Source organism: Bacillus sp. FSL W8-0519 (genome assembly GCF_038005585.1).
Lineage (GTDB): Bacteria > Bacillota > Bacilli > Bacillales > Bacillaceae_G > Bacillus_A > Bacillus_A paranthracis.
This window is the reverse complement of record NZ_JBBOTL010000001.1, coordinates 1,085,031-1,104,206: the sequence shown is the minus strand read 5'-3', so window position 1 is coordinate 1,104,206 and position 19,176 is coordinate 1,085,031. Positions and strand designations below refer to the sequence as shown.

At 35.9% G+C, this 19,176-nt stretch carries 20 protein-coding genes; 2 read left to right on the top strand and 18 right to left on the bottom strand.

From position 1 onward, the window contains the following. Nucleotides 1-19 precede the first annotated feature (19 nt). The 4 genes from NST14_RS05705 to NST14_RS05690 all read right to left on the bottom strand — a co-directional run bounded on the left by NST14_RS05705 (nt 20) and on the right by NST14_RS05690 (nt 2,669). Nucleotides 20-1,285, bottom strand: coding sequence for an FtsW/RodA/SpoVE family cell cycle protein (locus tag NST14_RS05705; protein WP_001034637.1), 1,266 nt, complete (start codon nt 1,283-1,285; stop codon nt 20-22). Between the two features lie 6 nt (nt 1,286-1,291). Continuing rightward, nucleotides 1,292-1,699 (bottom strand): PadR family transcriptional regulator, encoded by a 408-nt coding sequence (locus NST14_RS05700; protein ID WP_000390164.1) that lies wholly within the window; start codon nt 1,697-1,699, stop codon nt 1,292-1,294. Between the two features lie 4 nt (nt 1,700-1,703). Continuing rightward, nucleotides 1,704-2,237: a sigma-70 family RNA polymerase sigma factor gene (locus NST14_RS05695; RefSeq protein ID WP_000343924.1), complete on the bottom strand. Its 534-nt coding sequence runs from the start codon at nt 2,235-2,237 to the stop codon at nt 1,704-1,706. 264 nt (nt 2,238-2,501) lie between these two features. Continuing rightward, complete coding sequence (locus tag NST14_RS05690; RefSeq protein ID WP_000877814.1) at nt 2,502-2,669, bottom strand: hypothetical protein; 168 nt, start codon at nt 2,667-2,669, stop codon at nt 2,502-2,504. Between the two features lie 420 nt (nt 2,670-3,089). Here NST14_RS05690 and NST14_RS05685 point away from each other — a divergent pair. Further along, a protein-coding gene (locus NST14_RS05685; RefSeq protein WP_085962607.1) for an IS3-like element ISBce15 family transposase occupies nt 3,090-4,450 on the top strand; the annotation gives its coding sequence in 2 pieces (ribosomal slippage) (nt 3,090-3,546 and nt 3,546-4,450; 1,362 coding nt in all). A 270-nt stretch (nt 4,451-4,720) separates the two neighbouring features. Here the strand turns inward: NST14_RS05685 and glpD are convergent. From glpD to NST14_RS05630, 11 genes are all read right to left on the bottom strand, one after another. Further along, nucleotides 4,721-6,403, bottom strand: coding sequence for an aerobic glycerol-3-phosphate dehydrogenase (gene glpD, locus NST14_RS05680; protein ID WP_000672812.1), 1,683 nt, complete (start codon nt 6,401-6,403; stop codon nt 4,721-4,723). Nucleotides 6,404-6,536: 133 nt separating this feature from the next. Then, entirely contained in the window at nt 6,537-8,027 is a 1,491-nt protein-coding gene (gene glpK / locus NST14_RS05675) for a glycerol kinase GlpK (RefSeq protein ID WP_000759991.1), read from the bottom strand. 13 nt (nt 8,028-8,040) lie between these two features. Continuing rightward, nucleotides 8,041-8,862, bottom strand: a complete 822-nt coding sequence (gene glpF / locus NST14_RS05670; protein ID WP_001272193.1) for a glycerol uptake facilitator protein GlpF — start codon at nt 8,860-8,862, stop codon at nt 8,041-8,043. A 228-nt stretch (nt 8,863-9,090) separates the two neighbouring features. Further along, nucleotides 9,091-9,651 carry a glycerol uptake operon antiterminator GlpP gene (gene glpP, locus NST14_RS05665; protein ID WP_000394287.1) on the bottom strand — a complete coding sequence of 187 codons (561 nt, stop codon included), beginning with the start codon at nt 9,649-9,651 and terminating at the stop codon, nt 9,091-9,093. Between the two features lie 482 nt (nt 9,652-10,133). Continuing rightward, the gene (locus tag NST14_RS05660; protein ID WP_000554476.1) at nt 10,134-10,985 is read right to left on the bottom strand and encodes a DUF2935 domain-containing protein; all 852 of its coding nucleotides are present in this window, start codon (nt 10,983-10,985) and stop codon (nt 10,134-10,136) included. Between the two features lie 173 nt (nt 10,986-11,158). Next, nucleotides 11,159-11,359 carry a sporulation YhaL family protein gene (locus tag NST14_RS05655; protein WP_000449227.1) on the bottom strand — a complete coding sequence of 67 codons (201 nt, stop codon included), beginning with the start codon at nt 11,357-11,359 and terminating at the stop codon, nt 11,159-11,161. Between the two features lie 80 nt (nt 11,360-11,439). Further along, the gene (locus NST14_RS05650; RefSeq protein ID WP_139264502.1) at nt 11,440-12,312 is read right to left on the bottom strand and encodes an alpha/beta fold hydrolase; all 873 of its coding nucleotides are present in this window, start codon (nt 12,310-12,312) and stop codon (nt 11,440-11,442) included. Between the two features lie 238 nt (nt 12,313-12,550). Next, a complete protein-coding gene (locus NST14_RS05645; RefSeq protein WP_000733095.1) occupies nt 12,551-12,787 on the bottom strand; it encodes a Phr family secreted Rap phosphatase inhibitor in 237 nt (78 codons plus the stop codon). Then, entirely contained in the window at nt 12,787-13,881 is a 1,095-nt protein-coding gene (locus NST14_RS05640; RefSeq protein WP_000500575.1) for a response regulator aspartate phosphatase, read from the bottom strand. The genes NST14_RS05645 and NST14_RS05640 overlap by 1 nt, the downstream gene beginning before the upstream one ends. A gap of 255 nt (nt 13,882-14,136) precedes the next feature. Next, the gene (locus NST14_RS05635) at nt 14,137-15,114 is read right to left on the bottom strand and encodes a ring-cleaving dioxygenase (protein WP_001072549.1); all 978 of its coding nucleotides are present in this window, start codon (nt 15,112-15,114) and stop codon (nt 14,137-14,139) included. A gap of 43 nt (nt 15,115-15,157) precedes the next feature. Continuing rightward, entirely contained in the window at nt 15,158-16,102 is a 945-nt protein-coding gene (locus NST14_RS05630) for a ring-cleaving dioxygenase (protein ID WP_000272987.1), read from the bottom strand. A gap of 342 nt (nt 16,103-16,444) precedes the next feature. Between NST14_RS05630 and NST14_RS05625 the strand changes: the two genes are divergently transcribed. Then, nucleotides 16,445-16,582: an N-acetylmuramoyl-L-alanine amidase C-terminal domain-containing protein gene (locus NST14_RS05625; RefSeq protein ID WP_374703494.1), complete on the top strand. Its 138-nt coding sequence runs from the start codon at nt 16,445-16,447 to the stop codon at nt 16,580-16,582. 9 nt (nt 16,583-16,591) lie between these two features. On the opposite strand, the gene NST14_RS05620 is transcribed toward NST14_RS05625, so the two are convergent. From NST14_RS05620 to yhaM, 3 genes are all read right to left on the bottom strand, one after another. Continuing rightward, nucleotides 16,592-16,918, bottom strand: coding sequence for a hypothetical protein (locus NST14_RS05620; RefSeq protein WP_229143336.1), 327 nt, complete (start codon nt 16,916-16,918; stop codon nt 16,592-16,594). A 579-nt stretch (nt 16,919-17,497) separates the two neighbouring features. Continuing rightward, a complete protein-coding gene (locus NST14_RS05615; RefSeq protein ID WP_000351977.1) occupies nt 17,498-17,959 on the bottom strand; it encodes an Imm30 family immunity protein in 462 nt (153 codons plus the stop codon). A gap of 258 nt (nt 17,960-18,217) precedes the next feature. After that, nucleotides 18,218-19,162, bottom strand: coding sequence for a 3'-5' exoribonuclease YhaM (yhaM, locus tag NST14_RS05610; protein ID WP_000726638.1), 945 nt, complete (start codon nt 19,160-19,162; stop codon nt 18,218-18,220). Nucleotides 19,163-19,176: the final 14 nt, after the last annotated feature.

Here is a 19,176-nt window from a genome sequence, read left to right as displayed (position 1 = left end):
GGACTAGGTGGTTTGTTTTTTAAGCTGATTTTCTCGCTGGAATGTCTTTACGTCGATATACACTTAGTACGATTCCCATTATAAGCGCATGAAATACAGTTGGTGTTAATCCATAACTAATAAAAGGTAGTGATATAGCAGTAATCGGTAATAAACCTAAAATCATACCGACGTTATAAAGGAATTGTACTACGAAAAGAGTCAATCCACCAACGAGCAGCAATTTACCGTACCGATCATTTATTTTATAAGAGATGACTATTAATCTTGCTACAAAAAGAGAAAGAACGAAGACAAGAATTAACGCAAGCCAATACCCATAATAGTAAGTCAAACTTGCAAATACAAAATCAGTATCCGGAGCAGGGATGAATTTCATATCTCCATATGTACCAAACCAACCTGCTGACGACATTACCTCCTTTAAACGTATATACATAAATCCTGCGCCCTGTGCATCACGTTCTGGATTCAAATACCCTAAAAATCTATCCAAATAAACTCCTTTTACTGTGTGCCAGGAAAAATAGGCCCCTATAATCAATAAACAGATTGGTACAATTGTAATAATTAATGCCTTTTTCTTCCCTAACTTACTCCACCAAAGCATAACGAATACCATCGTGATATAAATAAAAATCACTGAAAAAGCTGCGCCAATTAAAAATAAATACAAAGAAAATAAATAAAGAGCCACAAGATGCATTACTTTTATCCTACTATTATTGAAAAAAGAAGCCCAAGCTAGAAAAAAGAACGGCACTGCCATTAAACGGTCAATTGCAATAGGACCAACTTTTATTATCGGTTCTCCAAGCATCCCAGCATTCGGAAAGCAGTATAGCATTAACAAGATAAGTACACCAATTGTATAAAACAACCATCCTAATCTCTCTAACTTCCGATAATTAATCAGCATCATCCCTAACGCTGTTGCAATACCAAGAACAACAAATATCACCTTATCCATTAGTAAATCATTCATATATCCAAAAGCTATAACCGGCAAAAACCCTAATCCCATCGCAGCCACTAATAAACCAATTAAAAACCAATCAACCTTTGGCTTATGCAGTTTGTTAAGTTCTTGTCCCAGTTTAATTGGACTCCCCATTTGCTCAACAGCCTTATCTTCAGCAACTTCCTCACTTAACCCTTTATCCATCCACATATTCTTTGCCTGTTTCAAGTGAAAATTCAGTTCAGTTGCTACTAAGTCCTTCGCTTCTTTTGATTTAATATGGTTCGTAACTTCTGTTAAAAAACGCTCCCCTTTTTTGTTCAATTTTTCTCACTCCTGTACGAATCCTTTTAATATAAATCGTGCCTTCGTAGCATTCTTCTCTGCCTTTCGCAGCATCTTGTTTCCTTTATCATTTAATTGATAATATTTAGCTCCTTCGTGGTCCCAGCTAGATTGGATAAAGCGATTCTGCTCTAGACGATGTAACAAAGTGTATAGAGACCCTTCATTACCTTCAAATGTTTGAATCCCTCTTCCCCGTAGTAACTGCATCAATTCATAGCCTGTTTTTTCATTCATAAGAAGTTGCAACACTGCTAAAAGGATGTCTTCTTCTTTTTCGGACGATTGATTGATTTTTTCACGCACCCGCTTCTGGTGCTGATCAGAAAAACTCAAATGTTTAAAAGTTGTGTTCTCCATTGATTTTCGCAAACCTTTTAATCGATCTTCCATTTGACTATTCCTCCAATCCTTTCTTCAAAAGCTCCTTCGCTTTTTTCATCCTCGTTTTTATCGTGTTTTCCTTCACATCTATTACAATCGCAATCTCTTTAATTGATAATTCTTCATAATAAAATAGATAAATGACTTCTCGATATTTGATCGGTAAATTCATTACTGCAGAAGCCAGTTCACGATCCTCCGCATTTTGAATGACAGTTTGTTCCACACTTTCTTTTTGACTCTCCATATACGTAAAATCATCTTCTGTAACAATAACTTTTTTGTTATACCAACTTTTTAAATAATCCTTACAATGATTAATTGCAATTCTCCATAGCCATGTTTTTAAGTTCGAATTCCCTTTATATGTATGAAGAGATTTATAACATTTCACAAATATATCTTGCGTTAAATCCTCCGCAACCTCTTTATTATTCACATATGAATACACAAGCTGTAAGACTTCTTGTCCATACTTGTTCATTATTTCGTCGATAAGGTCCTCCTTATCTTCTATTTCAAACGCTTCTATCATTAATTCATCCACAGCCTTCCCTCCTTCCCATATATTAGACGACGCACTGTATGGAAAAGTTTTATAAATTTATAAAAAAATACAGAGGGTAATAACGTTTTTTATAAAACACTTCCTCAGCAACTTACATATAATAAACCGAATAGTCGTTACAATACATTCACCTAAAGAGCGTCTTTCTCCCACGGCGCTCTTTAAGTTTGCAATAAGAGGGGCGTCTTCGTTTCCTATCGCTAAATGAAAAAGAGAACCGATTTAATCGAGTCCTCCTTCTTTCTAACGCTCACTTAAAGAATCTAATATTTCATGGCCATACAAAGATGGATCGATACTATCAAAACCAGTACACTCTTCATACAAGTGTAGTATTTGAAATTCTATACATAACGCAGCTGTTTGTTCTTGTTGATTTATTGCTTTTTCTAGTTCTGCCGTGTATTTCATTTGGATATTGTTATCAGTATCTTTATTTTTTTAGTTATGTTTATTTAACAAGGAGTCAACTCCCCCCACTGAGATAAAGCCTTTCAGTGGGGGGTTGAGTTTGAACGCTAGGGCTTTTTATCTATATGTCTTGTTCCCTATTTTAAAACATAATACAATGAATACGTAACTTAATAAGCTATAACTAGTAGGTGTGGTAATCATCTCTTCCATTTTGAAAAAAGGGGGAGGTGATAATATGATCGCGATGTTTGTCATTAAATTAGTGTATGGTATCCTAACCGGAGCTGGCGTTGTCATCGGTAGAAGATACGTCGGTCCGTGGCTAATTTCTGTATACAAAAAAGCGAGAACCACCCTGCTTTGAACCGCACCCAATTTGTTAGACAAATAACTAACAATTGGAGGTGCGGTTTTATTATGTCTAGAAAATATAAATTCGAATTAAAAAGAAATGCCGTTGAACATTATTTAAATACAAATGATTCTTTTAAAGTGACTGCCCAAAAATATCAAGTCAGTACATCGTTATTAAAAGAGTGGGTGGCACGTACTAGAGAACAAGGAATAGAGTCCTTAAACTCTAAATGTACAAGGTATGACATTCAGTTTAAAATGGAAGTATTGAATTTTATGAACAATACAGGAGCTTCGCCCCTACAAGCGGCCGCTATGTTCAACGTTCCATCTCCTCGTACCGTTAGGAAGTGGCGATCAATGCTAGAATCGCAGGGGATAGATGCTCTTCGTAAAACAAGTAAGGGGTACTCCACTGTGAAGAAGAAACAGGCTATTGCACCTAAGAAAAAACAAAATATTAACTCTCAAAATGATTTACAAAAAGAAATTGAATACTTACGCATGGAAAATGCTTATTTAAAAAAGTTACATGCCTTAATTCAACAAAAACAACAATCTCTGAAAAAGACAAAGCACACATAATATATGAGTTAAGGCATGAATATAAAATTATCGACTTGATTAAAGCGGCTGAAATGGCTCGTAGTACATATTATTACTGGGTGAAACAAATGAGTCGTGAAGATAAATATAACGAGGTTAAAGAAAGTATTAAGCAGATTTTTCAGGAACACCAAGGGCGATATGGCTATAGGCGTATCACACTTGAATTACGTAATCAGGGCTATACCATTAACCACAAAACCGTCCTTCGCTTAATGAATCAATTAGGGTTAAAATCGTTGGTAAGAATCACTAAATACCGCTCTTATCGTGGGAAGGTTGGGAAGGTAGCGCCAAATGTCTTGAAGCGTGATTTCAAGGCCTCTAAGCCTAATGAAAAGTGGGTTACAGATGTTACTGAAGTTCATTTGTTTGGTGAAAAACTCTACCTATCTCCTATTCTAGACTTGTTTAATGGTGAGATTATTTCCTATAATATTGAGAAACGCCCTACATTCCTTCTAGTCGAAAGGATGTTAGATAAGGCTTTAAAATGCTTGGATAAAGAAGATACTCCTATCCTTCATTCAGATCAAGGTTGGCACTATCAAATGGATAGATATCAATATATTTTAAGAGAAAATAATATAACTCAAAGTATGTCCCGTAAGGGAAATTGCTTAGATAATGCAGTCATTGAAAATTTCTTTGGCTTATTAAAATCTGAATTACTTTATCTTAAAGATTTTGAAAGTATGGAACACTTTAGGGAAGAACTAGAGAATTATATTTATTATTACAATAATAAAAGGATTAAGGCAAAATTAAAAGGATTGCCTCCTGTAAAATACAGAATTCAATCCTTATTAGCTGCTTAAATATATGTCTAACTTTTCGGGTCCAGTTCACTTCGTGGAAAAGGTAAGGGCGGTTCTCGGCTAAAACGTTAATGTAATTGTCTTATAACCGCACCTACTACCACCACAATAGCAAGTTAGGTTACAAAGGCAGAAGTTTCTCAGGCTTCTGTCTTCTTTATTTTATGCAAAATTCATACTATATACTCTACCATCATTGTAACACATTTTATTTATTTTTAGTCAAGATAAAAAACACCTAAAGAGTTTCTCTTCAGGTGTTTCTCTATTTTACGCTAATGCAGCTGCATGCTCTTGTTGATCTACAGGAATGACAGCGTCTCTTAATGCTTTTTCTAGTTCTGCTGTGTATTTCATTTGCTCTTCTTTGCTCCAGCCTAGTTTTGCAGCCATGTAGTTGATTACTGCTTCTTTCCACTCGTATACCCAGTGGATGTTGAAGAATACAGCGCCTCTGCGGCGTACGAAGAAGTCGACTGGTTTTGCTGTCATTTCGTAATCCATTGCGTATACAAGTGGGATTAGAACGTCTAGCGGCATGTTGTATTCTTTCGCTTCATCTTTATGTTTTTTCGCTAGGTCAAATAGTACGTCAACGTTAGAGCCGTAGAATTTCGCGAATTCTTCTGCTTGTGCTGTTGTTAAACCGTATTTCGTACCTTCGCCTGCTTTTTTCGCGATAAATGCTGGTAATCCTTTAGAGCCATCTACATGTCCACCAGAGATTGGCATATGTTTCGTTGTGCTCTTCGGATATGCACTATGCCCTTCTTTTTGTAGTAAGTTCGTTACGTAGTCTACTACCATTTCAGCCATTTTGCGGTATCCTGTTAATTTACCACCTGCGATTGTAATTAAACCAGATTCAGAAGTCCAAATTTCGTCTTTACGAGAAATTTCAGATGCACTCTTACCTTCTTCGTAAATTAACGGACGTACGCCAGCCCAGCTTGACTCGATGTCTTTTTCCGTAATTTTTACGCTTGGGAACATGTAGTTAATCGCATTAATGATGTACGTGCGATCTTCTGTTGTCATTTGTGGTACAGCTGCGTCTTTATCATAGAACGTATCTGTTGTACCTACATATGTTTTTCCTCCGCGCGGAATCGCGAATACCATACGTTTATCTGGTGTATCGAAGTAAATCGCTTGACCTAATGGGAAACGTTTTTGATCAATTACTAAGTGAACACCTTTTGATAACTGAAGTACTTTTCCTTTTTTCGAGTTATCTTTTTCACGAAGTGTATCTACCCAAGGACCAGCTGCGTTTACAATTTTCTTACCGTAAACTTCGTATACTTCACCATCTAGTAAATCGATTACACGTACACCACATACTTTTCCATCTTTATATAAGAAACTATCTACTTTTGCGTAGTTAACAGCTTTTGCACCGTGCTCAATTGCTTCTTTCATTACTTCAATTGTAAGACGCGCATCATCAGTGCGATATTCTACGTAGTAACCGCCGCCTTTTAATCCTTCTTGTTTTACAAGAGGCTCTTTCTTCAGCGTTTCTTCACGGTTAAACATTTTTCTGCGCTCGCTTCGTTTTACGCCTGCTAAGAAGTCGTATACACGAAGACCAATTGATGTACTGAATGATCCGAACGTACCGCCTGTATGGAACGGAAGTAACATCCACTCTGGTGTTGTTACATGGGGACCGTTCTCATATACGATCGCACGCTCTTTACCCACCTCTGCTACCATTTTCACTTCAAGTTGTTTTAAATAACGTAGACCACCGTGTACAAGCTTCGTTGAACGACTTGATGTACCTGCTGCAAAGTCCTGCATTTCAAACACAATTGTTGATAATCCGCGTGTTGCTCCATCTAATGCAATACCAGAACCAGTAATACCTCCACCAATTACGATCACATCTAATTCTTGTTTATTTACTCCGTTTAATACGTCTTTACGTTGTTTACTTGAAAATTTCATGGTAATTCCTCCCTTTGATAACGAAAAAAGAGACCACAAACTCCGCTATAGATTTCGCCTCTATAGCGTGTTGTGGTCTCTCCAAATCTCCTACCGAATTATTAACTTGTCACCATTATAACACTGTTTATGATTATTTGAAAGCTTTTGTTGCTTCAATTGCTTTTTTCCATCCAGCATATAGCTCTTCGCTTGTTTCCGCTTCCATTGTTGGTTCAAAGCGTTTGTCCATATGCCACTGTTCTTTAATTTCATCTTGGTTTTTCCAATATCCAACCGCAAGACCAGCTAAGTACGCTGCACCTAAAGCTGTTGTTTCATTGATCACTGGACGCTCTACAGGAACATCTAAAATATCACTTTGGAACTTCATTAAGAAGTTATTTTTAACTGCTCCGCCATCAACGCGTAATGTTTTCAGTTCAATACCTGAATCTGCTTCCATTGCGCATAATACGTCTTTCGTTTGGTAAGCTAAAGATTCTAGTGTTGCACGAATGAAATGCTCTTTCGTCGTACCGCGTGTTACACCAAACATAGCGCCGCGTACTTCACTATCCCAGTAAGGTGTACCTAATCCTACGAATGCTGGTACAACGTATACACCGTCAGTTGATTCAACGCGATTCGCATACACTTCACTCTCACTTGCATCTTTAAACATGCGCATTCCGTCACGTAACCACTGAATTGCAGAACCTGCTACGAAAATACTTCCTTCTAATGCATAGTTTACTTTACCATCTATTCCCCATGCAATTGTTGTTAATAGGCCATGCTCAGAAGCTACCGCTTTTTCACCAGTGTTCATTAGCATGAAGCAACCAGTTCCGTAAGTATTTTTCGCCATACCTTCACCGAAACAAGCTTGTCCAAATAATGCCGCTTGTTGATCACCAGCTACACCGGCAATCGGTACATTTTGACCGAAGAAGTGATAGTCAATTGTTTCTCCATACACTTCAGATGATGGACGTACTTCTGGAAGCATGCTCTTTGGTACTGTTAACATGTCTAGAAGTTCATCATCCCACTGTAAGTCGTGAATGTTAAACATTAATGTACGTGATGCATTTGAGTAATCCGTTACGTGCGCTTTACCACCAGATAGTTTCCATACAAGCCACGTATCAATTGTTCCGAATAATAGATCGCCGTTTTCTGCTTTCTCTCTTGCACCTTCAACGTTATCTAAAATCCATTTTACTTTCGTACCAGAGAAGTATGCGTCAATTAAAAGACCTGTTTTTTCGCGAACCATTTCGCTATAACCTTTTTCTTTTAACTCATCACAAATTTCAGCTGTTTGGCGAGATTGCCATACAATTGCGTTATAAATTGGTTTACCAGTCGTTTTATCCCATACAACCGCTGTTTCACGTTGGTTCGTAATACCGATACCAGCGATTTGTTCTGGTTTTACATCTGCTTCGCTTAAGCAAGTTGCGATAACCGCTAAAATAGATCCCCAAATTTCTTGCGCGTTATGCTCTACCCAGCCCGGCTTTGGAAAATGTTGCGTAAACTCTTTTTGAGCTGAATGAACAATTTCACCTTTTTTATTGAAAAGAATTGCGCGTGAGCTAGTTGTTCCTTGGTCTAATGAAAGAATATATTTTTTCATAATGGTTTCCCCCTTATGCTACTTTTCTACTATTTGTATTGCTTCCACTTTTTTTGCTTGTCATATAAGAGATTGCTAGTACAATCACAGTTGCAATAATCACATAAATAAGTGCTGCATTTTGTTTTCCTTCAAATACAACTTGATGGAATAATCCTGCCAGTGATCCACCTAAAATTGGACCTACTACTGGAATCCATGCATATTTCCAGTTTGAACCGCCTTTTCCTGCAATCGGAAGGAAGAAGTGCGCGATACGCGGACCTAAATCACGTGCTGGGTTGATTGCGTATCCTGTCGTTCCACCTAATGATAAACCAATACTTACAATTAAGAAACCTACGATAAATGGATTTAATCCATCTGCAAATTTATTTGCACCAATTGCTAATATACCAAATACTAAAACGAATGTCCCAATCATTTCACTTAAAAGGTTTGCAAATGTGTTCGGAATTGCTGGACCTGTTGCAAATACACCTAACTTTGTTCCTGGATCTTCTGTTTCTTTCCAGTGTGGTAAGTAATGTAAATATACGATAACTGCCCCGATAATTGCCCCAATCATTTGTGCTGCGATATAACCAGGTACGTCACTCCATGGGAACGCTCCCTTAAATGCTAATCCTATCGTCAAAGCTGGATTCAAATGTGCCCCACTAATTGATCCAACCGCGTACGCTGCAACCGCTACCGCTAAGCCCCAGCCCATTGTAATAACAATCCAACCAGAATCTTTCGCAAACGACTTCTTTAAACTTACACCAGCACAAACGCCGCCACCAAGTACGATTAACAACGCAGTCCCTATTAACTCTCCTAAAAATGCTGACATAGTATCCCTCCACAATCAATTTAAACGCTTTCAAATGTGATAGAGGTAAAATGAATGGCCATTCGTTTTTGTCAAAAGAAAAAGACCCACAGCTTTGCACGCTTCTATATAAATTTATATAGAAACAATGAAATGTGGATCTCTACTTTTCTCCGTCACGTTTATTAACTTGTCTATAATGTTAACCGTTAATGAAAGCGGTGTCAACAGAATTATTTCACATTTTCGTCACTTTTTTTGGTAATGTTTCCATAGTTCGCGTTTTGATGTCGTAATTGCTGTCGCACCAGCATTTAAAGCTCTCTCTACATCATCAACAGTACGAATAAAACCACCCGCTAAAATTGGTACACCAGTACGCTCTTTCACTTCAGCGATCACATCCGTTAACGCTCCTGGGAGCACCTCTATATAATCCGGCTTCGTCTTTTCTAAAAGATTGCAACTCTTCTCCATTGCACTCGAATCGATTAAAAAAATACGCTGAATTGCCACAACACCTTTTTGCTTCGCCTTCATAATGACGCTCGCCTTCGTTGAAAGTAACCCGTACGGTCTAAACTCCTGACATAAATACTCCGTCGCATGCCCATCACTCTGCAAGCCATGAATTAAATCCACATGTAAAAACACCTTTTTACAATATTGCTTCGCAAGTGATATAACACTCTTCAATTGACCGACATGAATATCTAAAATAACGATATACTCATACGAACTATGTAATAGCTTTTCCAAATCTTTAATTTGCCTCACTGCCGGCAAAATCTTTTGTTCATGAAATTCCATTCTAAATGTCCCCTTCTTTATGTCATCCTATCCTTTATAGTACACAATTTGAGTGAAAAGAACAGCTGGTGTAGGGGATTTCTTTCATTTTTCTCGTTCTTCTTTTAAACGTTCACTAAAAATCATACGATGTTTCTCACCTATCTACGTCTAGTAAGAGCAAATACATGATGATGAGTAAAGCAAGTTGTCGTTGCGTTGGCTGTGCAACTTGTGCGTTACAGGTTGTAATGGTGCTATTTCATGTGCTATACAATGTAGGTTTCAGATATTTTTCTTCTATAATAATTTCCCGAACAATAATACAAAGAATTAATACGAATAAAGACTAAATGGGGCATAAAAAATACGCTATCCTTTCTTATCAGTCTCCAGAAAGAATAACGTAAAGTTTCATTTTCAAACCTTTTCTTCAAAAAAAGAAGCTAACAATTCAGTGTTAACTTCTCAACTGAAAGCAAAATAGTATCTTTCCTTACCTTCTAATATCTAGGTTGTGATTGAATATTTGTAAGATGAACATCATACATATCAATGATTTCAAGAAATCTATCAGCTTCACGGAAGACATGGTCTGCCAATAATGGGTGGATGATACTCTTTATTTTACATTGCTCAATTAAATCACGTGCTGTTTTCTTAAAGTCCCGAAGAGATGCAACCGACACACGATTTTGATCTAAAAATTGATCTAGAAGAGGGACAGTTTGGGATTGTGGTTTCATTGATTCTAAGTCAATTGCTTGATACATTAATGCATCAAAATCATTGCTAAAATTTCGCGCTGTATCTACAAGCTTTCTTTCCGATGGATCAAGAAGATGGCCAATAAATTTAGCATGGTCTGCCATAATCCTCAAAAAGAAAACATTTTCTTTAATAATAGCATCAGGAAGAGCATCTAATTTTCCTTCATTTAATTCCATTAAACGTTTTCTAAAATAATCAGCTTCCCTACTCGTATGGTCAACTAACAGTGGAAAGTTATTTTGTCCCGGCAATTTACATGTGAGAATCAACCCTAAAATCTTTCGTTTAAATCCCCAAATATTAGTTGCGGCTTGTTGTACTTCTGCATTAAATCTTTTGATTTGCTCAGGATCTGTTTCATTTGTGTAGGAATGCGCTATTTGTTCAATATGTTCAAACAATCGATAAAATTGATTCGCCTCTTCAATTAGTTGCGTATCCTCGCATCTAAACCCTAAGCGAAGAAAAAGAGAATGCTCCTTCATGATTCTAGACCAAAAACGAATTTCATTTAATGAACGCTCAACAAACATTACAGATGTAACACCTGTATCCGGATGTAATGGAGTCTCATCCCTATGCATTGTTAATCCCCCCCAGTAAAATACCCCGCTAGTTCCATTCTTATGAAGAAACATATATATAAATGCCCTCAATAAAAGTTCATAATGAATTTCGTATACATGCTTCCCAACAAAGAAAAAGGCTACCACCTAGATGTAAACTTCTACTAGATAATAGCCTTTCAACATTTCTATTAAAGCAATACAGAATCTTTATCACTATCCTGATTACGTTTCTCGCGCTCTTCTGCTAAGCGCTTCATGTACACTTCGCCTTCTTTTTCAATAAACTCATTATCCATCTCTTGCTCTTTTTTTGAAGTATATAAAACCATGTAGCCACTTAATACGATCCCAACGATTACAAGATACACCCACCATGGTAAAGTTTCCACTCTACTTCATTCCTTTCCTTAGACAAGCCTTATTAGTTTCACTGTATGAGGAAAGAAGTACATTTATGCTTAAAATTTTATCATTGTGGATTCTTCGCGAAGAACGCTTGTACATATTCCATAAACTCGATTGGTTCCTGGCGAAACGGTGCATGGTATCCCTTTTCAATAATATGAAACGTACTATTTGCAAATAGTCCATGATACAGTTCACCATTTTTCCAAGAAACACTCTTATCGTGTCGTCCCCATATAATTAAAGTCGGCACCTTAATTTTATCGGCTTCCATCGCAATGCGGCGCTCTCTCATTTTCGTCAGCTGATCATAGTGCTCTTTATCGTCACGACTATTTTTCACTTCATTTTTATTGTAATCCGTAATCTCAGTTACAGTTTGTAAGTCTGTCGATAACGGCGGCACTTCATAACTTTCTTTTTGCTGGAAAGATTCAATTCCTGTAGAGTCTGCTAAAATGAGATGCGTCACTGCGTCCGGATATAAATACGCTAAATTCAGTGACATCTCTCCGCCCATTGAATGACCGAGCACCGCAAACTGATCGTATCCGAGCTTTTTCATTAACTTATAATATAAATTCACTTGTGCAGGAAACGAATACTCAAAATCAATTGGCTTAGAAGAACGCCCAAACCCTAAAATATCCACTGCAATAATCGTGTGGTCCCGCGCAAGTTCCGGATAAATATCACTAAATCCATCTGAAGAACCACCAAACCCGTGCAGCATAAGTAAAGGTGGTTTCCCCTCACCAATTTTCTTAAAATAAATCGTCTGCCCATCAATTTGCGCCATACTCTCTTTCGTATTCAGCTTCATCATAACAGTATCTTTCACTTCTCCAACCTTCGCAATCGGCTTATCAACGAAGTTACATACGATAAGCAAAACGAGCACAATACCGCTAATCAAATAAAACTTAAACCGTTTCAACATTCCCGTCTCCTTTCTCTTGTTGCTATTTAAAGTTTTTACATTATTTGGTTGTTTTATAATTATTTTTAATTGTAACTGTATCGGTTACAATTATACCAAAAAAATATTTCTCACTTTTATTACTGATGGTTATTTTGTAACTATTATAGTTACATATTTAAAGTAAGTCAATTCTTTTATCTACATGGCATAAAAACAAAAAAGGGACTTCATGTTGAAGTCCCTTTCTTTGTTTTTATAGTTGGCTTACTCCGCCACCATCGCCTCTATTATCTACTGGTGCTCCGCCATCTCCTTTATTGAAATTGGCTGGTGCTCCTCCACCGTCCCCAACACTAATATAGTCTGGTCTTGCTGGTGCTCCTCCGTCACCACGATTTAAAGCCTGGCTCTGATCACCTAAACTACTTAAACCAAATGCTAAAACAGTCGTTGTTATTAATCCTGTTACTATCACACCTAATTTTTTCATTATTTCAAAGCTCCTTTTTCTAAGTATTTTTTACTCGCTTTATTACTCATATAAAAATATTCACTAGCTTTAGAATCATTTGATTCCTCATAAAATCGTATTGCTAACTTTTCAGTATATTCTTCTACACAGTCCCATAATGATTCCTTTTCAAAATATGAGATTCCTTCTAGGACCACTCTTTCTAATTCTGCTGTATTGGATTTTTTATTTAATTCTTTTAAAATCATAAAGCGATATTGAAACTCTTGATTTTTCAATTCATTACAAACTTTTAATCCTAATTCGATAAACTCATTCGCTAATTCTACTCTGTTTAGTTTGTAATTCTCTTCAGCTAAAGTAAATACTCCTTTATAATGCTTAGGTGATTTTTCAACAACTTCAGAAATGTGACGAATTGATAATTCTGAAAGGTTTTGACTTCCATATAACCATCCTAAATTACTTTTCACCATTAAAATGTATCGTTCTACTTGTTGATGTTGGAAAATATTTAATGCCGAATCGAAACTTTCTTCTGCTAGCGAAAATTGCTTTAAGTCTACACTACATAGCCCATATATATTTTTACAAAGTGCTACACTTAGTTCATACCCACTATGCCTCTCAAACTCTTCTCTTGCCTTATTCACATTATCAATTCCTAAAATTGGTTGATATGATTGATAGTAATAATAGCCAAGTCGATAATAAAACTCCGCATGCTCTACGGGATTTGTAATATTCCCTAGCATTAATTCTGCTTTCTCAAATTCCTCACTTGCAGCTTTATAATTCGTCACTAATGTTTCTTTAATCGCTTTAAAGAAATGATAATAATATGTTAAAACATTATCATCAACAATATATAAAGAATCAATTCTATCAAAGCTACTATTTGTAACACTTAGACTATCTACTAATACTTGATAACGAAATTCTAATAAAGAATAGAACAAGGATATATTCTTTTCCTCTTTGAAATCATTAATTTTCGATTCAATCTCTTCTTTCAAAAATTTTGATTGCAGAAAATCTTGCTGCAACATTACACGATACCAATCATCTAAAGAATGTTTCATTTGCTCCCTTGTTACTACATCTGCTCCCATACACTCGCATCCCCTTTTCTTAAGCTTACAAAATTAGGATATTTATACAATTATCAAAATTGTATAGTATCACCTCTTTTCTATGTATTGAAAAATAATTATCAGAAAATTTATAATTTAAATAAATTATACCAAATATTTCTATTTTTAAAACTTGAGAAACATTTTTCAGAAAATTTTATAGACCAAATAAAAAAGCAAGCAGTTCCAGCTATCAGCTAAAACTACTTGCTCTCCTACTTACTATCTCTATTGTTACTCTTTAATAAATTCCTTCGTACTTCTCACTGTATCAATTGGACGAACTAATTTTTCGATTTCTTCACGTTTTGGCTCTAGGAATGGAGGTAAAGATAATTTTTCGCCAAGTGTTTCGTATGGCTCATCTCCCATAAATCCTGGGCCGTCTGTTGCAAATTCAAATAAGATTTGTGGTGCAACTCTTGCATATAACGATTCGAAGAAGTGACGGTCTACATAACCAGATGAAGGAAGTCCTACGCTACTGATTCTCTCGATCCATTCTTCTAATACAGCGCGATCTTCTACGCGGAATGCAGCATGGTGAACCGTACCAAAACCTTGTCGTGCTTCTGGAAGGACCGTATTATGTTCTACAATAACAGATGCACCGTTTCCACCTTTGTTCACTTCAAATAAATAGAATTCTCCTTCTTGCGCAACCTCTTTAAATAATAGAACTTTTTCTAACACTTCTTTGAAGAAACTAAAGTTTGCAATACGGATAAATACAGGTCCTAAACCAGTGATTGCATATTCTAATGGAACTGGACCTTTTTGCCATGGTGTACCTGATTCAATTCCTTTATCAAGTTCATCTGAGATTAATTGATAATGTTGGTCATCAAAATCAACAAAAGAAAGAGTTTTCTTTCCGAATTGTTCTTTAATTCCTGTATGTTCCACTTCCAGACGGTCAAAACGTTTTACCCAATATTCTAATGCTGCATCAGTTGGAACACGGAATGAAGTTTTTGAAATTTCATTTGTACCGTGTACTCCTTTTGGAATACCTGGGAAGTCAAAGAATGTCATATCTGTTCCTGCACTACCTTTATCATCTGCAAAGAATAAATGATACGTTTGAATGTCATCTTGGTTTACTGTTTTTTTAACTAAACGCATTCCTAAAACGTGAGTGAAAAACTCATAGTTTTTTTCTGCACTACTTGTAATTGCTGTAACGTGGTGAATTCCTTTTAATTGGTTCATTTTATATTCCTCCAATGGTTTTAAATTTATATTTTCTCTTCTATTACTTCTCTTCAATAGGTGCTAAATTCGCTTCAATCTCTGCACGCTGATCTTCTAGGAACGGTGGTAAATCAAGTTTTTCTCCTAAATGTTCCACATCTCCATCAACTGTAAATCCTGGTCCATCTGTCGCAATTTCAAATAGAATTCCGTTTGATTCGCGGAAATATAAGCTTTTAAAATAGAAACGGTCGATGATTCCTGAAGACTGGAAGCCTCTTTGTATCACCTGTTCTTCCCAATAAGCAAGCTCTGCATCATTTTTTACACGAATTGCTAAATGGTGAATGCTACCGCGGCCCGGTTTTTCAGTAGGACCATCTAAATATTTCACAACGATTTCTCCAAAAGCCTCGCCTTTAATGGACTGAAAAATCGCTTCCTCTTCGCTGCGGCTAACCTCTGTATAACCAAACATCTCTGTAAGTGTACTCGCCATTTTATCAAGTCTACGAACTGTCATTTCCACAGAACCCATTCCTTGAATTTGATGCTCTGCAGGAACTTCTGATTTCTCCCAAGTTTCCCAGTGCTCTACTTTTTCTCCGTTTGAAACGAGTAATACTAAGCGAAGACCTTCAGCATCCTCAAACTGCAAAGCAGGACGATTTGCATATGTTGTTATTTCACTATGTTTCACATCAAATGTCTCAAATCGTTCTTTCCAGTAATGCAAGCTATCCTCTGAAGGAACAAGTAATCCAATTCGAGTAATGGCATTCGTACCGCGATATGTTTTTCCTACTAAAGGAATTTCAAAAAACGTTAATTCCGTACCTGGACTTCCTGTTTTATCTCCATAAAATAAATGATACATTGACGGATCATCTTGGTTTACTGTCATTTTCACGCGACGTAAGCCAAGTACATTTTTATAAAAGTGATTATTTTCATTTGCATTTTTCGTAACCATTGAAATGTGATGATGCCCTTTAATTTCATACATTTTTTATTCCTCCGTTTCGTTTTACTAGTCAAGTGATAACTAAAAAAATAACATTTCCCACAACTAATATGGTTTTTAACGTTTCAATTTATTCTTCATTATGTTTTTGTAAATTCATCTTAGTTTTTACTGCCTAACTTACTTTTTTTATCGAAAGCAACTGAGTGTATGTTTTTCATATGACTCAATCGCTTTCGTTACTATCACTTTACACCTCAAGTGATTAAAAAGCAAGAGAAATATCTCAAATTCGAGACATTTTTTTATTGCATAACATTTTGGACTGGAGAATGGTTTAGTAAATCTTAAAAACATGAGTGGAGAAAAGAACCGTCAATCTAGATTAAAGTTGCAACGCCATCACCAAAACAAAACATCATCAAATCAGGAGCTTGCTCACCCTATGAAACACCAGATGAGCAACTTAATGGATTGAAAGGATACCTTGATCATAGATGTTGGTGGTATGAGTTTAAGTAAGATAAGAGACTAGCCTCCTTTTACAGATTCAATGTTAATTCTAGCAACTTCTATTTCAACATACTTGTTAAAGTATTCACTGCGTTCAAGGAATATTTCATCTTCGTCTGTAATAATAATCCCTGCATCAATAAAACCACGATTTAATATTCCACTAATACGATACTTAAAAGAATTATCAATTCTTTTTAAACTTTTAACTCCCTCTATTCCTTCGTTTATTTCAATATTATCGAAAACTGTAATATCGAAAATAACAGGATAACTTTTTCCTTCTTCAATTTTATATGAACAAACAGTGGAGAATCCCATAACGTTTACTTGTTTTTTACGGATAACTTGTGCATAACGTCCATCCGTTAAAACGTACCTTACGATGACTTCAAAAAATAACACAATCCTTTATTTTCCCCTCTACTATCGTCGTACACTGTACATAGCCATTATAATCTATAAAACAACAATAAAAATTTAACACTTAATACACTTATAAAATTATAATGCTCTTTTAAATTTCTACGCTAAAATGCAAAAAACACTTGTTGCCTTTAATTGACAATCAAGTGCTTTAAGTTCATCCATTTTTAAGTAGCATAAATTTGTAAGTTTTGTAGTAACAGTATGACACTTTTTACATGTCATGACAACTACTACGTTAAATCTTACGAGTTTGTACGAGTTCGTTAGTTTTATATACATTCCGTGTGTTTATATTCATCACCCAGTAAAATGTCATCTCTCCTAACCTCGTACCTCGTTTTCTTCTTCTATCATTGCACATAGCACTCTATGATGGTACAACCATCATGGAGTACGCACTTTTAAACAACCTATTCTTTTTCTTTCCACTACAATAATAAGTTATTTTCTTGTTGACTTGCCTTATGTGCTTTTATATCTTTTCAACTTTAAACATTAGATGCTCTTAATTACCTCATTAACAGATTCACTAAACATATCAGGGTCTTCATTTTTTATATCGATCAATAATTCTTTAATACTAATCGTAATTGATGGATCAAATTCCGAAAGTACTTTTCCATATGCTAATCTTACTTGAGGGTGATTAAGAATTCTATAATGTAAAATTTCTACCCATTCTTTTGCTGAGTTAATCATCTTCGGAACAGCTTTAGCAATACATACAAGTCCTTCTTCTATATTATTTTTATATAAGCTCTCTATTTCATGAATTAAACCAAACATAACCTCAAATTGCTCAGTCTCATCATCCAAAACTAAACATAAATCTGTAATAACAGAGACGTCGTTGTACTCTATTACTTCCATTAATGACTCATTAAAATCTCGTATCTCATTTTCATTTTCTAATAAACGATTATCGTATAGTCTTTTTAGATGACTCTTAATATCCAAAGGTAATCATCCTTTCCATGTTTTATTTATTATATTTTTTGAAACAATACAGGCCCCAGCTTTTTCAATAAATTTAACAGACTCTTTTTTATCCATATTTTCTCACCCCTTCAATTAAACTTGATCTATATGGGAATTTTCTAGCGTATTCAATAGCTGAAAATCCTGTACTATCTTTTTAACTATTTCATTTCATTTTTTATAAAAACAGCCTCACTAAGCGTATTAACACTTAATGAGGCCACTTTATTCACACTATTAATTATGGAACGACGGTTTATAGAACGAACGATTATCAAGAGCAAAGACACGCTCTGTGTATTCGCCTGGTTTTGTGCGTCCTAATGCGCGGTCCATCATGTTCATTTTTGCATCTAAGTTATCGATGTAATGCAGAATTTCTGCTTCTTTTACTAATGGTGGTTTTGGACTACCCCATTCTGCTTTTCCGTGGTGAGAAAGCACGATGTGTTGAAGAATTAATACTTCTTCTGCATCGATTTGCAGCTCGTCTGCTGCTTTACCAATTTCGTTCACCATAATCGAAATGTGGCCTAATAAATTTCCTTCTAACGTATACGTTGTGGAAATTGGACCAGACAACTCGATTACTTTACCAAGGTCATGTAAAATAACGCCTGCATATAGTAAGTCTTTATCTAATGATGGATATAGATTTGAGATAGCTTTCGCTAAATCAAGCATCGATACGACGTGATAAGCTAGTCCAGATACGAACTCGTGATGGTTCTTCGTCGCTGCTGGATAGTCTAAAAATTCGTTTTGATGCTTATTTAATAAATGTCTTGTTAGACGTTGAATGTTCGGGTTTCTCATTTCAAATATGTATTGCGTAATTTTCTCAACCATATCTTCTTTTTTCACTGGTGCTTTTTCTACGAAATCTGAGATATCCGTAACTTCATTTTCATTCGCAACTCGAATTTGTTTCACACGTAATTGAATACGTCCTTTGTAGTTTAGAATGTCACCAGCTACTTTCACGATTGTTTCCGCTACATATTGTTTCTCAACTTCTGGTGATACGTCCCATAACTTCGCTTCAATATCTCCACTTGGATCTTGTAAGATTACTGTTAAAAATGGCTTTCCATTGCTCGCGATACCTTTTGTCGCTGTTTTAATTAACAAGAAAATATCGACTTGTTCACCAACTTCATACTCTGCAATTTTCTTTTTCATTCGAATTCCTCCAC

Bases quoted from the DNA above. Each gene is read 5' to 3' on its own strand.
- NST14_RS05700 (WP_000390164.1), bottom strand. From the start codon at position 1,699: ATGGAAGATCGATTAAAAGGTTTGCGAAAATCAATGGAGAACACAACT.
- NST14_RS05690 (WP_000877814.1), bottom strand. From the start codon at position 2,669: ATGAAATACACGGCAGAACTAGAAAAAGCAATAAATCAACAAGAACAA.
- glpD (WP_000672812.1), bottom strand. From the start codon at position 6,403: ATGAAATTTTCAAGTAAACAACGTAAAGACGTATTAAACGGAGTAAAT.
- glpK (WP_000759991.1), bottom strand. From the start codon at position 8,027: ATGAAAAAATATATTCTTTCATTAGACCAAGGAACAACTAGCTCACGC.
- glpF (WP_001272193.1), bottom strand. From the start codon at position 8,862: ATGTCAGCATTTTTAGGAGAGTTAATAGGGACTGCGTTGTTAATCGTA.
- glpP (WP_000394287.1), bottom strand. From the start codon at position 9,651: ATGGAATTTCATGAACAAAAGATTTTGCCGGCAGTGAGGCAAATTAAA.
- NST14_RS05660 (WP_000554476.1), bottom strand. From the start codon at position 10,985: ATGCATAGGGATGAGACTCCATTACATCCGGATACAGGTGTTACATCT.
- NST14_RS05645 (WP_000733095.1), bottom strand. From the start codon at position 12,787: ATGAAAAAATTAGGTGTGATAGTAACAGGATTAATAACAACGACTGTT.
- NST14_RS05640 (WP_000500575.1), bottom strand. From the start codon at position 13,881: ATGGGAGCAGATGTAGTAACAAGGGAGCAAATGAAACATTCTTTAGAT.
- NST14_RS05635 (WP_001072549.1), bottom strand. From the start codon at position 15,114: ATGAACCAATTAAAAGGAATTCACCACGTTACAGCAATTACAAGTAGT.
- NST14_RS05630 (WP_000272987.1), bottom strand. From the start codon at position 16,102: ATGTATGAAATTAAAGGGCATCATCACATTTCAATGGTTACGAAAAAT.
- yhaM (WP_000726638.1), bottom strand. From the start codon at position 19,162: ATGAAAAAGAAAATTGCAGAGTATGAAGTTGGTGAACAAGTCGATATT.